This window comes from Gardnerella sp. DNF00550, assembly GCF_049262685.1.
GTDB lineage: Bacteria > Actinomycetota > Actinomycetes > Actinomycetales > Bifidobacteriaceae > Bifidobacterium > Bifidobacterium leopoldii.
In genome coordinates this window covers 475,779-495,029 of sequence record NZ_CP058397.1, presented here as the reverse complement: position 1 = coordinate 495,029, position 19,251 = coordinate 475,779, and the positions used below count along the sequence as shown (strand labels likewise).

General features: G+C 39.2%; 13 protein-coding genes, 1 pseudogene and 1 riboswitch. Of the genes and pseudogenes, 8 read left to right on the top strand and 6 right to left on the bottom strand.

Annotation, left to right across the window (positions count from 1 at the left end):
- Window positions 1–5: 5 nt before the first annotated feature.
- On the bottom strand, window positions 6–2,897 hold the full coding sequence (uvrA, locus tag HXT29_RS01735) for an excinuclease ABC subunit UvrA (protein WP_223293644.1): 2,892 nt from the start codon (window positions 2,895–2,897) through the stop codon (window positions 6–8).
- Between the two features lie 284 nt (window positions 2,898–3,181).
- On the opposite strand from uvrA, the gene HXT29_RS01730 reads away from it, so the two are divergent.
- Window positions 3,182–4,783 (top strand): ABC-F family ATP-binding cassette domain-containing protein, encoded by a 1,602-nt coding sequence (locus HXT29_RS01730; protein WP_012914200.1) that lies wholly within the window; start codon window positions 3,182–3,184, stop codon window positions 4,781–4,783.
- 46 nt (window positions 4,784–4,829) lie between these two features.
- Window positions 4,830–7,046, top strand: coding sequence for a beta-carotene 15,15'-monooxygenase (locus HXT29_RS01725; protein WP_422118420.1), 2,217 nt, complete (start codon window positions 4,830–4,832; stop codon window positions 7,044–7,046).
- Window positions 7,047–7,065: 19 nt separating this feature from the next.
- Here HXT29_RS01725 and HXT29_RS01720 read toward each other — a convergent pair whose 3' ends face one another.
- The 3 genes from HXT29_RS01720 to HXT29_RS01710 all read right to left on the bottom strand — a co-directional run bounded on the left by HXT29_RS01720 (window position 7,066) and on the right by HXT29_RS01710 (window position 10,248).
- Complete coding sequence (locus tag HXT29_RS01720; RefSeq protein WP_116442730.1) at window positions 7,066–8,253, bottom strand: pyridoxal phosphate-dependent aminotransferase; 1,188 nt, start codon at window positions 8,251–8,253, stop codon at window positions 7,066–7,068.
- 93 nt (window positions 8,254–8,346) lie between these two features.
- Window positions 8,347–9,120, bottom strand: coding sequence for a polyphosphate--glucose phosphotransferase (ppgK, locus tag HXT29_RS01715; RefSeq protein ID WP_004574289.1), 774 nt, complete (start codon window positions 9,118–9,120; stop codon window positions 8,347–8,349).
- Between the two features lie 93 nt (window positions 9,121–9,213).
- Complete coding sequence (locus HXT29_RS01710) at window positions 9,214–10,248, bottom strand: glycosyltransferase family 2 protein (protein WP_004574291.1); 1,035 nt, start codon at window positions 10,246–10,248, stop codon at window positions 9,214–9,216.
- A gap of 72 nt (window positions 10,249–10,320) precedes the next feature.
- Window positions 10,321–10,467, top strand: a riboswitch (FMN riboswitch).
- 6 nt (window positions 10,468–10,473) lie between these two features.
- On the opposite strand from HXT29_RS01710, the gene HXT29_RS01705 reads away from it, so the two are divergent.
- The 6 genes and pseudogenes from HXT29_RS01705 to HXT29_RS01680 all read left to right on the top strand — a co-directional run bounded on the left by HXT29_RS01705 (window position 10,474) and on the right by HXT29_RS01680 (window position 15,837).
- Window positions 10,474–11,043, top strand: a complete 570-nt coding sequence (locus HXT29_RS01705) for an ECF transporter S component (protein ID WP_004574293.1) — start codon at window positions 10,474–10,476, stop codon at window positions 11,041–11,043.
- Window positions 11,044–11,090: 47 nt separating this feature from the next.
- Window positions 11,091–13,416, top strand: a pseudogene (locus HXT29_RS01700) (energy-coupling factor transporter ATPase).
- A 168-nt stretch (window positions 13,417–13,584) separates the two neighbouring features.
- Window positions 13,585–13,890, top strand: a complete 306-nt coding sequence (locus HXT29_RS01695; protein ID WP_012914205.1) for a YhbY family RNA-binding protein — start codon at window positions 13,585–13,587, stop codon at window positions 13,888–13,890.
- A 248-nt stretch (window positions 13,891–14,138) separates the two neighbouring features.
- Window positions 14,139–14,636, top strand: a complete 498-nt coding sequence (locus HXT29_RS01690; protein WP_422118419.1) for a hypothetical protein — start codon at window positions 14,139–14,141, stop codon at window positions 14,634–14,636.
- A gap of 74 nt (window positions 14,637–14,710) precedes the next feature.
- The gene (locus tag HXT29_RS01685; protein WP_422118418.1) at window positions 14,711–15,352 is read left to right on the top strand and encodes a hypothetical protein; all 642 of its coding nucleotides are present in this window, start codon (window positions 14,711–14,713) and stop codon (window positions 15,350–15,352) included.
- A gap of 71 nt (window positions 15,353–15,423) precedes the next feature.
- On the top strand, window positions 15,424–15,837 hold the full coding sequence (locus HXT29_RS01680; protein WP_422118417.1) for a hypothetical protein: 414 nt from the start codon (window positions 15,424–15,426) through the stop codon (window positions 15,835–15,837).
- 188 nt (window positions 15,838–16,025) lie between these two features.
- Here the strand turns inward: HXT29_RS01680 and HXT29_RS01675 are convergent, their stop codons facing one another.
- The gene (locus tag HXT29_RS01675) at window positions 16,026–17,738 is read right to left on the bottom strand and encodes a PASTA domain-containing protein (protein WP_410299654.1); all 1,713 of its coding nucleotides are present in this window, start codon (window positions 17,736–17,738) and stop codon (window positions 16,026–16,028) included.
- Window positions 17,739–17,873: 135 nt separating this feature from the next.
- Window positions 17,874–19,241, bottom strand: coding sequence for a replication-associated recombination protein A (locus HXT29_RS01670; RefSeq protein WP_422118416.1), 1,368 nt, complete (start codon window positions 19,239–19,241; stop codon window positions 17,874–17,876).
- Between the last annotated feature and the right edge of the window lie 10 nt (window positions 19,242–19,251).

Here is a 19,251-nt window from a genome sequence, read left to right as displayed (position 1 = left end):
AACGCTTAATGTAACATTTGCTTAAGGAATTTACCTGTCCAACTCTCGCCATTACGCGCTACGCTCTCAGGACTACCTTCTGCAACTAAGGTTCCGCCTTTATCTCCTCCTTCTGGACCTAAATCAATAATCCAATCTGCAGATTTCACAACATCAAGATTATGTTCAATTACAATAACACTGTTGCCTTTATCTACAAGAGATTGCAAAACCGCTAGAAGTTTCCTAACATCTTCAAAATGCAGTCCAGTAGTAGGTTCATCAAGAATATAAACTGTTTTACCAGTAGATCTTCTCTGCAGCTCTGTAGCAAGCTTTACTCGTTGAGACTCACCGCCAGAAAGCGTTGTTGCGCTTTGACCAAGACGAATATAGCCCAAGCCAACTTTTACTAAAGTATCTAAATATCGAGAAATAGAAGGATATGCTTTGAAAAATATTGCAGCTTCACAAATAGGCATATTAAGAACATCTGCAACAGACTTTCCGTTATATGTAACTTCCAAAGTTTCACGGTTATAACGTTTACCATGACAAACTTCACACTCTACGTATACGTCAGGCAAAAAGTTCATTTCTATTTTTAAAGTACCGTCGCCATGACATGCTTCACATCTGCCTCCTTTAACATTAAACGAGAAGCGACCAGGACCATAGCCACGAACTTTTGCTTCTGGAGTCTGAGCAAACAATGAACGTATTTTATCCCAAACACCAGTGTAAGTTGCTGGATTAGAACGAGGAGTTCTTCCTATAGGATTCTGATCGACATGCACTACTTTGTCACAAAGCTCAATACCATCAATACGTTTGTGCTTTCCTGGAACAATTCGAGCACCATTTAGTTTGTCTGCAAGAACAGGATATAAAATTGAGTTTATAAGTGTTGATTTACCAGATCCAGATACACCCGTTATGCATGTGAATACTCCCAAAGGTATGCTTACATCAATATTTTTTAAATTATGCTCATGGGCATTAATTATATGGAGCATACGATTTTCGTCTACACTACGACGTTGTTTTGGCACATCTATTGAGCGTCTGTGAGCAATATAATCTCCAGTAATTGAACGCTGAGCTTTAATAATTCCATCAGACGGACCTGAATATACTACTTCTCCTCCATGCTCGCCAGCTTCTGGACCAATATCAACAAGCCAATCGGACTGACGAATAGTATCTTCATCATGCTCGACAACAATAAGCGTATTACCAAGATTTCGCAGATGATGCAATGTTGCAATCAAACGCTCATTATCTCTTTGATGCAATCCAATAGACGGCTCATCAAGCACGTACATAACACCAACTAAACCTGATCCAATTTGAGTAGCTAAACGAATACGTTGAGCCTCTCCACCAGACAAAGTTTTTGCAGCTCTTGAAAGAGTGAGATAGCTTAAACCCACATCGTTCAAAAAACCAAGTCGAGCACGAATCTCTTTTAATATTTCTGTTGCAATTACTGCTTGAGAACCATCCAAATGCAAAGCATTTACCCATGCTAGACTTCGCTCTACTGGCATATCGCAAACTTCAGCTATGGAAGTATTAGATACTGTAACTGCAAGAACTTCTGGACGTAAACGCTTTCCATTACATTTTTGGCATGGAACTTCACGCATATACGACTCATAATATTGACGCATTTGATCAGAATCAGTTTCGTCATGTTTGCGCATAAGCGTACGAACTACACCTTCAAAGCCAGTAGAATATTCACGCTGACGCCCCCACCTATTTGTGTAGGAAACTTGAACTGTGAAATCATGACCATACATGATGTCATGTTTAACGTCTTCCGCTAGATCCTTCCACGGAGTATTCATATCAAAATGCAAATCTTTAGCAAGTCCTGAAAGTATGTGCTGATAATACATTCCAGCTGACTTATTCATTGCCCACGGCTCAATAGCTCCCTGCGCAAGAGATTTGTCTGGGTCTGGGATAACAAGTTCAGGATCAATTTCGAGATTGTATCCAATGCCAGAACATTCAGAGCAAGCACCATAAGGAGCATTGAATGAAAATGTTCTAGGCTCAATCTCATCAAGCTCTAATTGATGATTATTTGGGCATGCGCGATGCTCCGAAAATGATTTACGACGCGTTTGTGAGTCTTCTGGTTCGTCAACAAAATCAGCAATTACTACTCCCTTAGATAGTTTTAATGCTGTTTCAATCGAATCAGTTAATCGAACACGAATGCCATCTTTAATAACTAAACGATCTACTACTACTTCAATTGTATGTTTCTTCTGTTTAGTAAGAGTAATATCTTCAGAAAGCTCATGCATTTGTCCGTCAATAATCGCACGAGCATAACCATCTGAGCGCAAAAGCTCAAGCGTGTCTTTAAATTCTCCTTTACGACCACGAACTACTGGAGCAAGAATTTGTAACCTCGTACGTTCTGGCATAGCAAGCAACGAATCAGTCATTTGCTGAGGAGTTTGAGAGCTTACTATTTGACCACATTCAGGACAGTGAGGCACACCAATCCTAGCAAACAATAATCGCAAATAATCATATATTTCTGTAATAGTTCCAACAGTAGAACGAGGATTACGATTCGTAGTTTTTTGATCAATAGAAACAGCAGGACTTAGGCCCTCAATAAAATCAACATCAGGCTTATCCATACGTCCTAAAAATTGGCGAGCATAAGCACTAAGCGACTCAACATAGCGTCGCTGACCTTCTGCAAAAAGCGTATCAAACGCAAGCGAGGACTTACCAGATCCAGAAAGACCAGTAAAAACAACCATACGATTCCTAGGAATCGATAAACTTACATTTTTTAGATTATGCTCTCTAGCACCCTGGATAGTTATTTTCCATTCAGAAGGAATACTAGATAAATCAGCTATAAAAGTACCGTTGTTAGCGCTCATAGGAGCATTATCAAGCAATTCTTGCAACGAGTCATTTTGTTCATTCGCCTGTTTTGACACAATTACCTCCACACTTCCCCATAATCACTTGAATATTCCCAACCAATACCCAATTTTATTACTAACAAGAAAATTATAGAACAAGTGTTCGAAAAAGTAAAGTATTTGACTATCAACCACATGCTGTATTCGTTACCAGTAAGCAGTATAATGGTGAGTTTGGTTATGACTTTTATAAGTAATAAATACTAACAGCCTAAATTTTGGGGAACGGAACAGACATTATGCCTATTGACGCACAAGCTTTAACCATTCAGATTGGTGCGCGAACGCTGTTAAATCCTACCGATTTTCACGTCACAAAGGGAGATAAGATCGGTTTAGTCGGCAGAAACGGCGCAGGCAAAACTACGCTTACTCGCGTTATTACAGGAGACATGCTGCCAGCAGGAGGCTCGGTTAGAGTTAGTGGAGGTTTAGGCTACTTACCTCAAGACACGCACGCAGCAGACCCAGAGCAAAGTGTTATAGATCGCATTATGAGTGCTCGAGATATTGCTTCTATCGTTTCGCGTATTCGCAAAGCGGAAAAAGAAATGACAGATCCAGATCCAGACATAATGACTAAAGCTATGAACCGCTACGACAAAGCAATGCAAGATTTTGAAAAAGCAGGCGGTTATTCAGTGCAATCTGAAGCAATATCGATGGCAACAAGCTTGGGACTTCCACAAGAAGTTATGCAACAAGCTTTAGGAACACTTTCAGGTGGTCAACGTCGCCGCATAGAACTTGCTAGAATTCTGTTTTCTGACGCAGATACATTAATTCTCGATGAGCCTACAAACCACTTAGACGCAGACTCAATAATATGGTTGCGCAATTATCTTAAACGATTTGAAGGCGGATTCCTAGTAATTTCTCACTCCACAGAATTACTAGACGAAGTAGTCAACAAAGTATGGCATTTAGATGCGCAACTTGCAAAAATAGACATGTACTCAATGGGTTGGAAAGCATACTTGCATCAGCGCGTAGTAGACGAAGAAAGACGTCGTCGCGAACGAGAAGTTGCAGAAAAGAAAGCTGAACGCCTTATGAAACAAGGCATTCGCTTGCATGCTAAAGCTACAAAAGCAGTTGCTGCTCAAAACATGATGCGAAGAGCTGAACGCCTATTAAGCGAAACAAGTGAAGCTCAAAAACAAGAAAAAGTTGCAGATATTCGTTTTCCAGAACCAGCTGCATGCGGAAAAACTCCAATTATGGCAAAAGATATTTCCAAAGCGTATGGTTCTAATATTGTTTTCGCTGGAATTAATCTTGCTATAGACAAAGGTTCACGCGTTGTCATTCTAGGCTATAACGGTGCTGGAAAAACAACAACATTACGCATTTTGGCAGGAGAAGAAACAGCAGATACTGGTGAAGTTCAATACGGACACGGATGCAAAATCGGTTATTTTGCACAGGAACACGATACATTAGACTTGGATTCTACAGTTTTGGAAAACCTTCAGCATGTTGCACCAAACCTGGATGACACGCAAGCACGTTCTATGCTTGGCAGCTTCCTGTTTTCCGGCGACGACGCAATGAAGCCTGCAAGAGTGCTTTCAGGTGGCGAAAAAACGCGTCTAGCACTTGCAACACTAGTCACTTCCAAGGCCAATGTGCTACTACTAGACGAACCTACTAACAACTTAGACCCAGCATCTCGAGATGAAATACTTAAAGCTATTGCAAAGTATGAGGGAGCAATTGTTCTTGTTACACACGATGAGGGTGCAGTCCAAGCCTTACAACCTGAGCGAGTGCTACTCATGCCTGATGGCGACGAAGATTTGTGGAATGACGAATATCTCGATTTAGTTGCCGAAGAGTAAAATGTTGAACTGAATTACTTGAATTGTGCAATAGAATGGTTAAGCAGTGATTTCAACGTACGCGTCTAAGACTTTGCCAAATACGGCAAATAGTGACAACAGTCGTATAAGCAATCAAATTGACAAACATTGCATAAAACGTACGCTACATTTTTTGCGAATACCATTCATCGTAATAATTCTTATAACCTTATTTGAATGTTCTATTGGAAATCTGCCATTTTGGAGCAGTGTTACAGGAAGCACAGATAGCATTTCTGCACACAACGATATAGGTTCTGGAATTAGACGCTTAGCTTCCGGCGGCATTCTTATAACGGATCCTTCAGAAGCATATTTAGAAGTAACATCCGATGGAAGTTCGCCTTATATTCGCTTAGAGCCTGCGATTATTAAAAAGAAAAGCAAAAATAATAATCTTATTTCAAACATCAATGTTTTAGTTGAAGCAAACAAATACTTAAGCAAACCTCAAAGCACAAACACTGCTTCTCTAAACCCATCTTTGCTTAAACTTCCAAAACAAGCAGTAGGAAAATCTTGCATTGTTAGAGTGTGGCTGCAACATCCAATAGGATCAATATTGAATATTGAAGACTCAAGAGCAAACGTTCGAGTGCCTTTTAGGTGGTCATGGGGTCGCGTATTAATACTTGCTATTTTTGCATTTCTTGTTACGCTTTGGAATCCTTGGTCCAAGCTTTGGAAAATCAAACTCAACACTCATAGTCTTATTCAACGTTGCTGCTTTGCTGCTTCTCTTCTTCCATTTATTGCTGTTGGGTTAATAACTATTTTTTGGAATTTACGAAACGCAACTCCTATGCATTTTTACACAAACGGTAATTATGCATATGATTTTGATCAATATGCTCACACTGCAGACGCATTGTTAAAAGGTCAAGTGCATTTAAATCTTCCTGTTCCTAATGAGTTAGAACACTTGCAAAATCCTTACGATCCTACGGCTAGAAATAATTTGTTAAACCACTCAGTACAACATATGTATTGGGATTACGCATACTACAAAGGTCACTGGTATTCCTACTTCGGAGTTCTTCCAGCAATATTGCTATTTTTGCCTTATCGCATTATTTCAAGACTATGGACTCCTGAAGGCTCTATGCTTCCAACAACAGTAGCTACGATAATATTCTTAATTGGTTTTCTTATCGCAGGTTCCCTATTGGTTATTCGAATTATTGAGCAGACTTCAAAAAAAGTATCTTTAGGAACGACATCCATCGTTCTTGCTTTATTCTTCATTACTTCAAATACAGTGTATTTGTGGTTTAGAACGTCATTTTATTCCGTACCTATGGCAGCCTCACTTTTCTTCACATCTCTTGGATTGTGGTGCTACCTAGGTTTTAATAAAACACACTCTTTGCTAAATATTGTTTTAGGCTCTTTCTTTATTGCATTAAATTTAGGATGTAGACCTACTTTTTCTATAGCTGTTCTTTTTGCACTTCCTGCAATTTATTCGCATATAGAAAAAGATTTACCAAATATTTTGCGCAACTGGAAACAAGTTTCTTCATGGCATAAGCCTTTTAAATATTTTGCAGCTTGGATACTGCCATGCGTAATTACTGCAATTCCATTTGGCATTTATAATCTTTTGCGCTTTGGCTCACCGTTAAATTTTGGCAATGAGTATCAAATAACTATTACTGACATGACGACTATGCGTTTGCCGTCACAAAATATTTTGCCGTCTATTTTCAGCTATATTGCGCTACCTTTGCGTTTTATTCCAACTTTTCCTTGGATTGGTATTCAGCCTATTGCATTTGACCGTTGGCAATATGCAGAGCCTATGATTGGCGGAATGTTTACACTTTCACCATTGGCATTAGTTGGCATAATATGCGTATTTATTATGAAAAAACGCTGCCGCACGCATATTGCTTGGCAAACAAGCGTAATAGCTATAATAGTTGGGCTTGTTCTTATTGTTTTTGACAGCTTAAAAGCTGGTATCGGATGGAGATATATTGCTGATTTTGCGTGGTCTTTTGCTATAGCTGCCGCAATTGGAATTAGCTTGATTTTAGAATATGCATCCACTTTGCAATCAGAAAATTCTTTACATAAAAAAACTATTGCTTACACAATACGCTTACTTGTAGCAGTATTGCTATTTGCTTCTATTGCTATCGCTGTACTCAGTTGGTTTGTTACAGGACGTGAAGACAGCACGCTTCGTTTTAATCCAAACTTATGGTTCGCGTTTAGAAGTTGGATGACATTGTTTTAAATAATTATTTATATAATTACTATTCTTCTAACAATGCATCTACAGTTCGAAGAAGCGCATGCAATCCGCTAATAAACTGTTGCGGCTCTGGCAATAATGACAATGCTAAATACCCATTAACTGGCATATCGAAATAATATCCAGGTTGAGAAACTAAATTATAATCTTTCATCAATCTCAAAGCTAATACATCATCGTCAATGCAAGATGGTACACGCAATAAAATATTCCATCCGCCCTCCGCACGCAACGCGCTAACACAGCATTTAGGTGTAGATGCCAACGTTTCTCGAAGCGTATGCAGATTATTAATAATACGATTTCGTACAATAGCGCTTTGAGAAGATGCATATTGCAATAATTCTGGTATTCGCTCAGAAACAGTATTACCAATAGGCAAAAAATCATCCGCTATAACGTCAAGCCTTTTTTGTGCTTCATAAACATCATCTTTAGGACCTGAAACTTCAATCCAACCAACTTTTGCGTGAGGAGCAGCAAGCATTTTGGAGAATCCATCAAGCGCAAAAACTAAAGTAGAAGATTCTCCAGCAAGACGAGCATTTCCAGCAAAAGGTTCAAGCGAATATTCATAAAATACTTCGTCTGCAATAATCGCAACACCATTATCACGACATAATTGCAATAGTATTCCACGTTCTTCAGGCTTGACATATGAGCCTGTAGGATTATTTGGATTAATAAGCACAAGAGCTTTAATACGCAAAGACACATCTTCTAAAAGTTCTCTAACACGCGCAATATCAATAGTCCAAGAACCATCATAGTGCAAAGGATACGGTATTGCATTCACGCATTGCAAGCGCGCAATAGACTCTATAAGAGGATATCCAGGAGTCGGTCCCATAACGGCATCCCCTGCATCACATAAAAGCATCATAAGCCATGCGTAAGCTTGAGAAGTTGAAGAAAGCACATAAAGCTGATCTGGATTAAGCTTTGATGGAACAGACTTTTCAGTGCGGTTATCTCGCTTATTGATAAAGTTTGAAAGAATATCGCGAATTTCCTTAGGACCCCTAGGGTCTGCCGTGTAACGTCCACTTAAACATTTAGGCGCTAAGCCGTGAGACGTTGGATTGGAATCGTTTAATTTAGTAAGCTTTACACCATTAAAAATAGCTTTTCGCTGAGCTAAAATAATAGGATTTGGCTCACTCACATCTATTCTAGAAGAAAATCGCACGAAACTACCCTAACACTTGGCATAACAAAAGCTGGGCTGCAGCATAAACTGCTCACCCAGCTCAATAGATAACAAATAATATTTAGTTATTTTTTAGTTTTGCTGCATCTTTTGCATTGCATAGTAAGCTGCACCAATAATTCCAGCCTCATTATGCAATGTTGCAACAACAATAGGAGTTTTAATATCGATATGCGGCAAGAACTTTTCGCTTACGCGGCTAACACCGCCACCGACAACAAACAAATCTGGGTTGAAATACTTTTCCATCAGGCCGTAGTACTTAGTCAAACGCTTAGCCCACTTCTTATAGCCCATATCCAACTTTTCACGAACAGAAGAAGCAGCGTACTTTTCAGCATCGCCCTTACCTTTTTCAAGCTGAATATGACCAAGCTCAGTGTTTGGAATAAGCACACCGTTGTAAATCAAAGCCGTGCCGATACCAGTGCCAAGAGTAGTAGCAATAACCAAGCCATCCTTGTCTTTCGCCGCACCAAAACGCTGCTCAGCTAAACCAGCAGCATCGGCATCGTTAACTACTGTTACAGGACGACCACAAGCCTCGCTAAAGACTTCAGTAACATCAACACCAATCCAAGACTGGTCAAGATTTGCCATAAAATCGAGCTTCTTACCAGGCTTAATTGGAGCAGGGAATGCAATTCCAACAGGAACATCTGCAGGTACTTCAAAATGTTCAAGCTGCTGACGAACAATATCTGCAACTGCTTGAGGCGTAGAAACCGTAGGAGTGAGAATTTTGTATCGAGGTTCTGCGAACTCTCCCTTTTCCAAATTTACTGGAGCAGCCTTAATACCGGATCCACCAATATCGACGCCAAATGCTTGTGCAGTGTCAATCATTTCACTAACACTCCCCTCTGAATGTGTGCTGTATGGACAATTACCAGTATTCTATCGTATATTTGATACGACACGCTTACTGTTTACTAACTTCTACTTCAACGAAGGCATAGGTTTCCAGTCTTGATCGTGCAAAATTTTTCGAGAATCAATCCAACCGGTAAACAATTTACTAATACCCGAAATAATATGCTCACGATCGACAGCTATCAAACGAATAAGCTCTTTAGCAGCTGTTAAAGCAGTTCCAAGCGCAAACATAAACGGACGAAAATCGCCATGAACCATAAAGTAGCGAGCCATAAAGCCTCTATTTCGCATAATATGATAACGATTCATGTCCGATGTTGAATTTAGCTGACGCACTCCTGCAATATCCCAATTAGGAATATCACGAGTGCGACGAAGAATAATATCCGGAACAACAATAGGATTCGTAACCTTACTCGCAAGATACCCGTAAGTAGTATCATCCCAGTAAATAAAGTAGCGCGAATCCGGGAAGCCGATTTTTTCAACTATATCTCGACGAATCAAACCGCCCTCAAAACACATCGTATTCATAACTTTGTATCCAGCTCTGCCGAAAGCAGCAGGCGCAATAGGATTTGGAATACCAAGCGGAACCAAAAAATCGTACTGCCAGTAGAATTTACCACCGTCATAATCTAAACGACTTCCTTGAACAACAGCATGACGCTTAGTCCAAGGAGCAAGACGCTCAATAGATTCAGGCACTGTTTCAACATCGTCATCCATAACCCAGAACCACTTAGCTCCAAGTTCATAAGCTTTTTTAACACCAGCACTAAAACCGCCAGCACCACCAAGATTTTCATCTTGAGGAGCATACACAACATGAAGTTCATTGCCTTCACAATCTTTTTGAGCTTTACCCCAACGATTAGTTAAAGAAGCTTCAAGACGAGCAACCATTTCGCCGGTTTTGTCACTGCACTCATTGTCAACAACGACAATACGCCAAGGGCATTCTTTTAAACATTCAAACGAATGGAATAAATTCTCCAAAAGCTCTTGACGCTTATAAGTGACAACAACAATAGCTAATTTATCAATGCTAGTTGCGTTATTAGTAGTAATTTTTTTTGATGCACTCGTATTGCTCATACTTGTATTCTCGCACCTACCCTCGCCACACAATTATCACAACAATGTTCTTAGCATGAGATACAAAAGAATAGTTAGTTTCAGGGAAGGTGAAAATCCTTACTGGCGGTAACAAAATACGTATTTCATGCGTTTTTGAAGCCCGCGAGCGGCTTACAAGCTGCTGATTCGGTTAAATTCCGAAGCCAACGGTTACAGTCCGGATGAAAGAAACGGAGACCCATCATGGGCATTTCTAATACAAATAATCACCAAACTTATGCAAAGAACTCTAACTGGTCTAGCGAAAAAATAGCAAAATACGCTCTATTCGTGGCACTTTCAATGGCTGTAAGTTTCATAGAATTTCCACTTATTCCAGACTTGTCGTATTTAAAATATGATCCTTCAGGAATAGTATGCCTAGTTGCAGGATTCGCATATGGTCCTGCAGCTGCAGCAATAGTAAGCATACTAGGTTTCGCACCGCACTTATTTACCAATCCACTAGGCACAGTTATGGCAGTGCTAGTATCTTTAGGAGCTAGCGTCACAGCGGCATTAATTTACAAAAAAATGCATACCAGAAAAGGCGCAATAATCGGACTTTTGGCAGGATCAATTATTGCTATTGCTCTTGCAATAGCTGGAAATCTTGTTATTACGCCACTTTATGCTCACATGACTGTTTCACAGGTTGTGGCTCTTATTATTCCAGCACTGCTACCGTTTAATATTATTAAACTTGCACTTCACGTTGTAGTAACTATGCTTATTTACAAACCAATTTCCAACCTGCTACACGAAAATAAATAATAATTCTAAGCGGCATAATTATGCATAATATCAGCACAAGTAGTAGCATGAACGAAGCTAAAAAGCACATGATTGAAAACAATGCGCAAGTAGTGTTGCGAAATATTTGCTTTAGCTACGATGATGGAAAAACTTGGACGCTTAATAATTTAAGTCTTACAATTAATGCTGGCGAGCGCGTGGCAATTGTGGGATTAAAACGGTTCTGGTAAGTCAACCTTGGCAAAAATTATTGCAGGTTTAACGGCACCAGATAGCGGTTACGTTACATTATGCGGTGAAAAAGTTTTTGAAAATACTACTGCTTGTGCTGAATCATATAAAAATGCACGAAAATATATTGGTGCACTTTTCCAAAGTCCTGAAGACCAGATTATTACAACAATTACTGAAGAAGATGTTGCTTTCGGACTAGAAAATTTGCAATTCCCTCGAAAAACAATGTATAAGAGTATCAGCGAAGCTTTAAAAACTGTTCACATGGAAGATAAGCGTTACGATGACCCTAGCACTATGAGCGGCGGACAGCAGCAACGAGTAGCTTTAGCAAGCGCTATTGCTATGAATTCTAAACTGCTTGTTCTTGACGAACCTACTTCTATGCTCGACTCGTTCGCTCGCAAAGACGTTGATGCTTTATTCGATAATTTGCATAAAAATGGCACTACTATTGTTCAAATTACACACAATTTTGAGGAATGCAAACGAGCAAATCGCATACTTCTACTAAAAAATGGCATACTGAAAGAAGTAAGCTTTAATGGTTTAAAAACTTACTTTTCTAATATTGAGTTGGCTAATAATCATTTAACTAAAATCAGCAAGAACAAAAACTTAACAGATAGCAGATTCAAAGAAAATGAGTCAGATATCGCTGTAGAAATTTCCGGACTAACTGTTAAATATGATAAAACTTCTCCAGCTGTTATTGACGATTATTCACTCACTGTTAAAAGTGGCGAAACAGTTGCAATAATGGGCGAAAACGGCTGCGGTAAATCAACTCTTGTTAAAACAATGTGTGGATTGTTAAAAGCCAATTCAGGAAACATAACAGTGCATGGTATATCTGTTAGAGGTAAAACATCTAAAATAATACGGCAAAAGCTACATCAAACAATTGGCTACGTTATGCAACTGCCAGAACAACAGCTTTTTGCTGATACAGTACGGAACGATGTTTCGTATGGGCCAAAAAATTTTGGGCTGAAAGGCAATGCTCTTAAAGAACGTGTGGATGAAACCCTACGCTTATTGAGCCTTGAGAATTTGGCTGAAAAATCACCTTTTGCGCTTTCTGGAGGTCAGCAGCGTCTTGTTGCAATAGCTGGCGTTTTAGCTTGCAAGCCACGCGTGCTCGTACTGGATGAGCCAACAGCTGGATTAGATTTTGAAGCTGCGTTACGTATTCGAGAAATTCTTGGAATGCTACACAATCAAGGCGTAACCATAATACTTATTACGCATAATCTTCAAGAAGTAGAAGATTTAGGCGCAAGATTAGTAACATTGAAAACAAGGAATAAAGCAAGCAATAAAGAATGCAGCACAGCAAAAAATATTGAAAATACCAAAAACAAAGAAAGTTCCGCAAAAGCAAAAACAACTTCGCTACTTCAATCTTTTGACCCACGCGCGACGCTGCTATCATGCTTTATTCTTATGCTAAGTGCTTTTAGTATTACTAACTACATACAGTTAGCTATTCTTGCTTTTGTAACATTTACTCTAACTGTTGCTGCAAAAATACCATTTGTTAAGCTTATTGCTTCACTGCACATGATTATTGCAATATTTGTTTTCTCTGGATTACTTAACATTCTGGCAGTGCGAACTGGTACAGTGCTAGCAAATATTGCAACTATTCCTATTACAACTGATGGAATTAATTATGCAATACTTTTTGCAACACGATTCTCGCTTGTTATTATCATTGGAGCAGTTCTAGTGCTAACAATGAGTCAGACAACGCTTAACGAATCTTGCACACGATTACTATCACCACTTCGACATATTGGAATACCAACGCAAGAAATAGCACTTATTATGAGCCTAGCGCTACGGTTCTTACCAACACTCAGTGCAGAAGCGCACTCTGTGGCACTAGCGCAAATCGCTCGAGGAAGTAGCATTCGAGATGGTTCTTTTAAGCAACGAGTACACGCTATAACAGCTTTAATAGTGCCAGGTTTTGCAGGAGTAATTCGCCATGCTGACACTCTTGCGCTCGCATTAGATGCACGCTGTTACACGCCTGGAGCTGAAAGAACTCACTTGCACTCATGGAAAATGCGTATAAAAGATGTGCTGCTATCAGTAGTTACTCTTGGTGTTGTAAGCGCGATTATTGTGTGCAAAATGCTACCTTTGTAATAAAAAATTTTGAAAATATTTCACCCTTTGCAGCAAGCGCAATAAATACGGAATAAATAAATTTGCATTATCACATACAACAATTCGCAATATACTGTATAATCCGTTAAGCACTATGTAATTTATGTAATATTTGCGTTATAAAACTTGCATTTGAAAGGACGCCTTATGGCATTGACAAAAAAGCAGATTAAGCAGCTCCGCGCGCTCGCTAATACGCTTAGCCCACTTTTATACGTTGGCAAGAACGATATTACTGATGCAGCTGTGAAGCAAGCAGACGAAACCATGCAGTACCACGAGCTCATGAAGTGCTCTGTGCAAGATGGTTCCGGATTAAGCGCTAAAGAAGCTGCTGATGCACTTGCTCAAAAGCTCGGCGCCGAAGTCGTGCAAGTAATTGGCAATCGTTTTGTTTTGTTCCGCGTATCTCCATTAGACAGCGTTGACCACATTATGCTTGTGCGTGAATAATGATTTAGATTAACACGCCGTTTAAATCGTATACGAATGGGCTTCTCTAATTTGAGAGGTCCATTTTGCTTATGAGAAGCTATATAAATTACGTAATCAAGCCAAAAATACGCATAATTTTTGCATGTTTTCTTATCAGCGCATATAGATAGAATTGCATGTAAGAATTTCGCTTAAGAGAGATTGATTGATTCGAAAACTGAGTCAGCGATGCTTATTTTGTATCATGCTTGAGATGGAGGTTTATTATGAGTAAAGCTAAAAGTTATTTTTGGGGATTCGTTGTTGTCGCTATATTAGCTGGTTTGTGCTATTGCGTTCAGCACAATCCTTCTTTTAGCGGATTGCGCCACTTACTTAATATAAAACCAGATCTTAACGCTATTAGCGAAAAGTGCCATTTACCAATAAAACGCAGCTACGCTCTCGGAGGAGATAATGCGATTATAAAAGTTGGAACTGGTGACAATTTTCAACAAGCCGCATCATGCGTACTTGATGAGTTTCCTTCTTCTGACGCAAATCATAAAAAATTAGAAAATATTCTTTATAAAAACGGCAACCCATTCGACATGAATGACGACAATCATATTTTTATTGTTAGCGACCCATGTTCTGTAATGATTTTCCCAACTAGTGCTGGTGACGTTATGATTGTTGGAAATGCTAATAATCTTTCCAAAATAGACAACGGCTCACTCATGGCAGGTTTAATGAAAGACGTTTCTTCCAATTACGGTGAATGAGTTACACATAAAACGTAGGTTTTGCCAAAATACGATTAAACAATTGCAACTTTGTGAAAGTAGAGATGCTGGGCATGAAAAAGAATAGTGATTTTCTGTATTATTGCGTATCGACTGTTGTACTTATATGCTGGCTTACAACATGGGTTGTGTATGTTTGCTTTGTTGCCGACACTGCACAAAATAGCGGTTTTTCACTGCAACATGTTGCCAGTAGTGCCATAAGCACTATCACAAAACCGCATACTCGCAATGCAGATGACATTCGTTCTCAAGCTGGCCGCGCTTATAAAGACGTACTAACTAATCTCAACGGCAAGTATAAATTTGGTGATGCAGATAAATATTATTATTCGCTTTGGGATGTTAACAATGACAAAATTCCTGAGTTGATTGTAACTGCTGCGAAAGTTGTAGATCCAAATTGTTCGCCAGCACAAAATGGTGAGACTTGTGAAAATGATCGGCCAATATCAGCTCGGTTATTTTCATATGATGGGAAAAAGTTAGTCATTCCCTCAACCATACTTAGTTATGGCACTAATTTTGGAACTATGTTTTTTGACAAAAATCATGATGGTATTGTTTTCCTTGAAAATAAAGTACCAGATGGCGGTTATTCTGAGATCCATAACTGGTCGGAAGATCCTCATTTCCCATGGAAAAAAACAATATATAAACTGCAAAATAATGATTTTGTTAAAAAACTTATTTAGTTGAATATCCTATCGACACAAATCTAACTAAAGGTAGTAATGAGTTAGGTAAAGTAACTGCGCCAAATTATTTGGAATCTGATGATCTTAGCGAAATTAATAAGTTAATTAATATAACTAAATTAACTTCTAAAGAGCGTCAGCATGAAGCAGAAGTGCTGAAATGGCGAGAAAAAGGTTATCAGGTTTTCGACGGTACAATATCTAGTGAAAATGAATTTATTTTCACTAAACGTCTTCTTATTGTTACTAATTTTCATGGAACAGAAAGTGGTTTTTCAGCTCCAGGTTCCTCTGTAGCAAGAGGTTTAATACTTCAAGGAAATTCTGAAGAAGATAATTCTAAATTAGATGCTTATTTTTCAAAATACGCAAAAACTGGGGATAAATTTACCATAGCTATTAAAGATTCTAGATATTGTTGTTGGGATGAAGATCTTTCAGGAACTCCGGAAGCTTTTGATGCTATGCATATTATTCCGTAATATACATTAATATATCATCGCAAAACTTTCTGTTCCTATGAAGTATGTAAATACACATAATTACATAGATTAAATGCTCCATGAGTGTTGAACTGTCTCAGTAGTTTTGCAATCATGGAGCATTTTATTTGCGCGAATAAATTTCATTTTTAAATGAATATCACTTCGCTTGATGCATGTAATGCAGTTTAGTCACGTTCAGGAAGCTTACTCCAGTCGAAAGGCTTTTCAACCAAGTAGTATGCAACACTATCGTCTGGAGCAGGCTTAAATGGAACAGCCTTGTGCTTAACTGTTGGCACGAACGGGTTATCTTCTATTGCACCTTTGTAAGGCTCAGCATCAACAGTTGTTTTAGAATACAGTTTCGGATTTCTGCGTAAAATAAACGGTCTTGTAGTATCTGGCTTTTTATTGCCTTTTCCTTCAAAATAGCCAGAAGATTCAATCTTATTAAGATTTGCATGAACTGGAACTACAAGGAAGAAGTCGCGCATTCTAAACGAAGAGTCTTTCCAATAGCCAGGAATTTTATCAGGACTTCCATATTGTTTAATGTCTTCAGGAGGTTCAAACGCGTCAACCCACTTACCATTAACACACATATTGCCAATATTGTCATTAGCTGTTTCACCACAATATGGCAATCCCATTCCACGATAAAGTTCAAAGGCGCCAGTGTCTCCAACAATCAAATGATTCTTCATCTGACTGTCTTTATTCTTATCATTATCCTTATAAAAAATTACCCCACCAGGATCATGAGCACCATTACCCAGAGTTAGATACTCATAGAAATGAGAATCTTCAGGATATACAGGGTCATTTGGCAACCGCAAAAATGTAAACATTGGATGTTTTTGCGGATAATAATATGGCTGAAAATCTATACAGTCACCATCATTAGTACACCAAGTGCCAATTACAGGATTGGTATTCGTTGCCCAGAGTGACTTATCGTCGCTATCGCTTTCTTTTGTCATTACATTTTTGGTTTCAGAAGCGTCAACACCGTAGTACAAGTCAACATGCCCACCAGAAAACTTTGTGCCTAAAGCAGGTTTAGAAGAAATAATCTTACCAAGATTCTTTTCTGACGAGAAATGCGGGTGCAATGAAACATCTTTCAATCCTAAATCTCGCAACTTATTTACTGCTTCGTCTTTATCCATGCCGAACAAGTCTGCAGGAATACCTTTGTCTTTAACTCCAACAGCAATACGAATCACGCCATCATTACTACTTCCGCTCGAAACTGAGAAGCCTGGCATCGGGTCAGTTGCAATAACTTTTCCAGTATTAGTAGAAATAATATTGTATGTTTCAACAGGAACACCCATAGATTCAGCTATTTTCTTAGCTTTTTCGAGAGGCTGACCTACTACTCCCTTTTTAGGAATTCCAGGACCTTTAGATTCTATAACAGTAACATGCGATGAACTTTGCACACGTTGACCAGGACGAACATTAGTAAAACGAACAAAACCACCACGTTTAACAGAAGAAAACTCTTTAACAATAATAACTTTCACACCCTGCTTACGTAGATCGTCTACAGTTTTTTGCAATGGCGCACTTTTTAATGCACTAGCTTTAGGAATAAGAACAGTATGACTACTTTGTGAAGGTAAATAAAATACCATAAACGCAACCGCAGCAGCAATAACAAGTACTACAGCAACAATTGAAGCAATCAGTAGTTTAAATTGCTTTGATTTAGTAAAAGATTTCTCGCTACTACTTTTTGCAATATACCCAGGCTGAGTATAAGTTTCTTTTACAGGTGGCACATTATAATTTTCATTCGCAACATCTGAATAATTTGCAACAACATTGCCACATGAATCACAAAACTTACTATTCTGCTCTAGTTTATTTCCACAATTTTCACAAAATGCCATAATTCCCTCTCTTAACTGTGCTCGCACTTACCGAGTTTTTAACACAGCAAATCCCTCTTAAGTGAAATATCTATACGCGATTCTAGTTACACTGTCTGATAAACACAAAGATGCAATAACAAACACAGCACTTATTTATTTGTTAGATTCATGAAGAATGGCACGGATTTGAGATAAACGTTGCGAAATCTCGTGCTCGTAGCCGCGATTCGACGGCTGATAGTATTCGCGACCAACCAGCTCATCTGGCATGTACTGTTGGGATGCTACAGCACCCGGATAATCGTGAGCATACTTGTACCCGTCATGGTTTCCCCAACTTTTCATCAAAGCAGTTGGAGCGTTACGCAAATGAAGAGGAACTTGACCAATATTTCCAGCATCAACATCTTGCAGAGCCTGATTAATAGCATTGTAGCTTGCGTTTGATTTAGGAGCGGTTGCTACAGCAATCACAGCTTCAGAAAGAATAATGCGCGCTTCCGGCATGCCTATTAAAGCAACTGCTTGAGCTGCTGCAACAGTTACTTGCAAAATTTGTGGAGCTGCCATACCAACTTCTTCTGCAGCAGCAATCATAATTCGCCTTGCAATAAAACGCGGATCTTCCCCAGCTCTAAGCATTCGCGCTAAATAATGCAAAGAAGCGTCAACATCACTTCCGCGCATCGACTTAATAAAAGCAGAAATCACATCGTAATGATCGTCGCCGTCTTTGTCGTAACGAACTGTAGTAGTATCCATTACGTTAGAAACAATATCAGCAGTAATTACAGGCTTCTTTTTGCCATGCTGCAACGCAACATCTCCTGTTACTGCCCCTGCAGCCGCCTCTAAAATAGTGAGAGTTTTGCGAGCGTCCCCCCCGCTTAAGCGAATAATAGAATCTATTGCGTCATCGTCGATTTTAAGCTGATTATTAAGACCATTTTCGCTAGTTAGCGCACGTTCTATAAGAGTATGCAAATCTTCAACGCTAAGTGACTCAAGTTTAACAACTACTGATCTACTAAGTAGCGGCTTAATAATTGAAAAGCTTGGGTTTTCGGTAGTAGCTCCAATAAAAGTTACGTCGCGATTTTCAACGCTTGGAAGCAAAGCATCCTGCTGAGATTTAGAAAAACGGTGAACTTCGTCAATAAATAAAACTGTTTCTTGACCATTACTAACTAAACGCTCATGTGCTCGATCTAACACAGCTCGAACGTCTTTAACTCCAGAAGTTACAGCAGAAAGTTCTTCAAACACGCGACCAGACTGACGAGCAACAATATGAGCGAGCGTAGTTTTGCCAACTCCCGGAGGACCAAACAACACAACAGAACTTGGAGCAGTAAGAGAACCTTTAGATTGCGGATTTGCAAGCCTGCACAAAGGCGAACCTTCTTTTAGAGCATGCAACTGCCCTAGCACGTCTTCAATACTGCTCGGGCGCATACGCACTGCCAACGGACGAGTTACATCACTCGGCGCGCTACTTGCTGCAAATAAATCCTGCTCCATAAATACCAGC

Excerpts from the sequence above, each read along its gene's own strand:
- HXT29_RS01690 (WP_422118419.1), top strand. The coding sequence starts at position 14,139 with ATGAGTAAAGCTAAAAGTTATTTTTGGGGATTCGTTGTTGTCGCTATA.
- HXT29_RS01705 (WP_004574293.1), top strand. The coding sequence starts at position 10,474 with ATGGGCATTTCTAATACAAATAATCACCAAACTTATGCAAAGAACTCT.
- HXT29_RS01710 (WP_004574291.1), bottom strand. The coding sequence starts at position 10,248 with ATGAGCAATACGAGTGCATCAAAAAAAATTACTACTAATAACGCAACT.
- HXT29_RS01695 (WP_012914205.1), top strand. The coding sequence starts at position 13,585 with ATGGCATTGACAAAAAAGCAGATTAAGCAGCTCCGCGCGCTCGCTAAT.
- HXT29_RS01675 (WP_410299654.1), bottom strand. The coding sequence starts at position 17,738 with ATGGCATTTTGTGAAAATTGTGGAAATAAACTAGAGCAGAATAGTAAG.
- HXT29_RS01685 (WP_422118418.1), top strand. The coding sequence starts at position 14,711 with ATGAAAAAGAATAGTGATTTTCTGTATTATTGCGTATCGACTGTTGTA.
- ppgK (WP_004574289.1), bottom strand. The coding sequence starts at position 9,120 with ATGATTGACACTGCACAAGCATTTGGCGTCGATATTGGTGGATCCGGT.
- HXT29_RS01730 (WP_012914200.1), top strand. The coding sequence starts at position 3,182 with ATGCCTATTGACGCACAAGCTTTAACCATTCAGATTGGTGCGCGAACG.
- HXT29_RS01670 (WP_422118416.1), bottom strand. The coding sequence starts at position 19,241 with ATGGAGCAGGATTTATTTGCAGCAAGTAGCGCGCCGAGTGATGTAACT.
- uvrA (WP_223293644.1), bottom strand. The coding sequence starts at position 2,897 with ATGAGCGCTAACAACGGTACTTTTATAGCTGATTTATCTAGTATTCCT.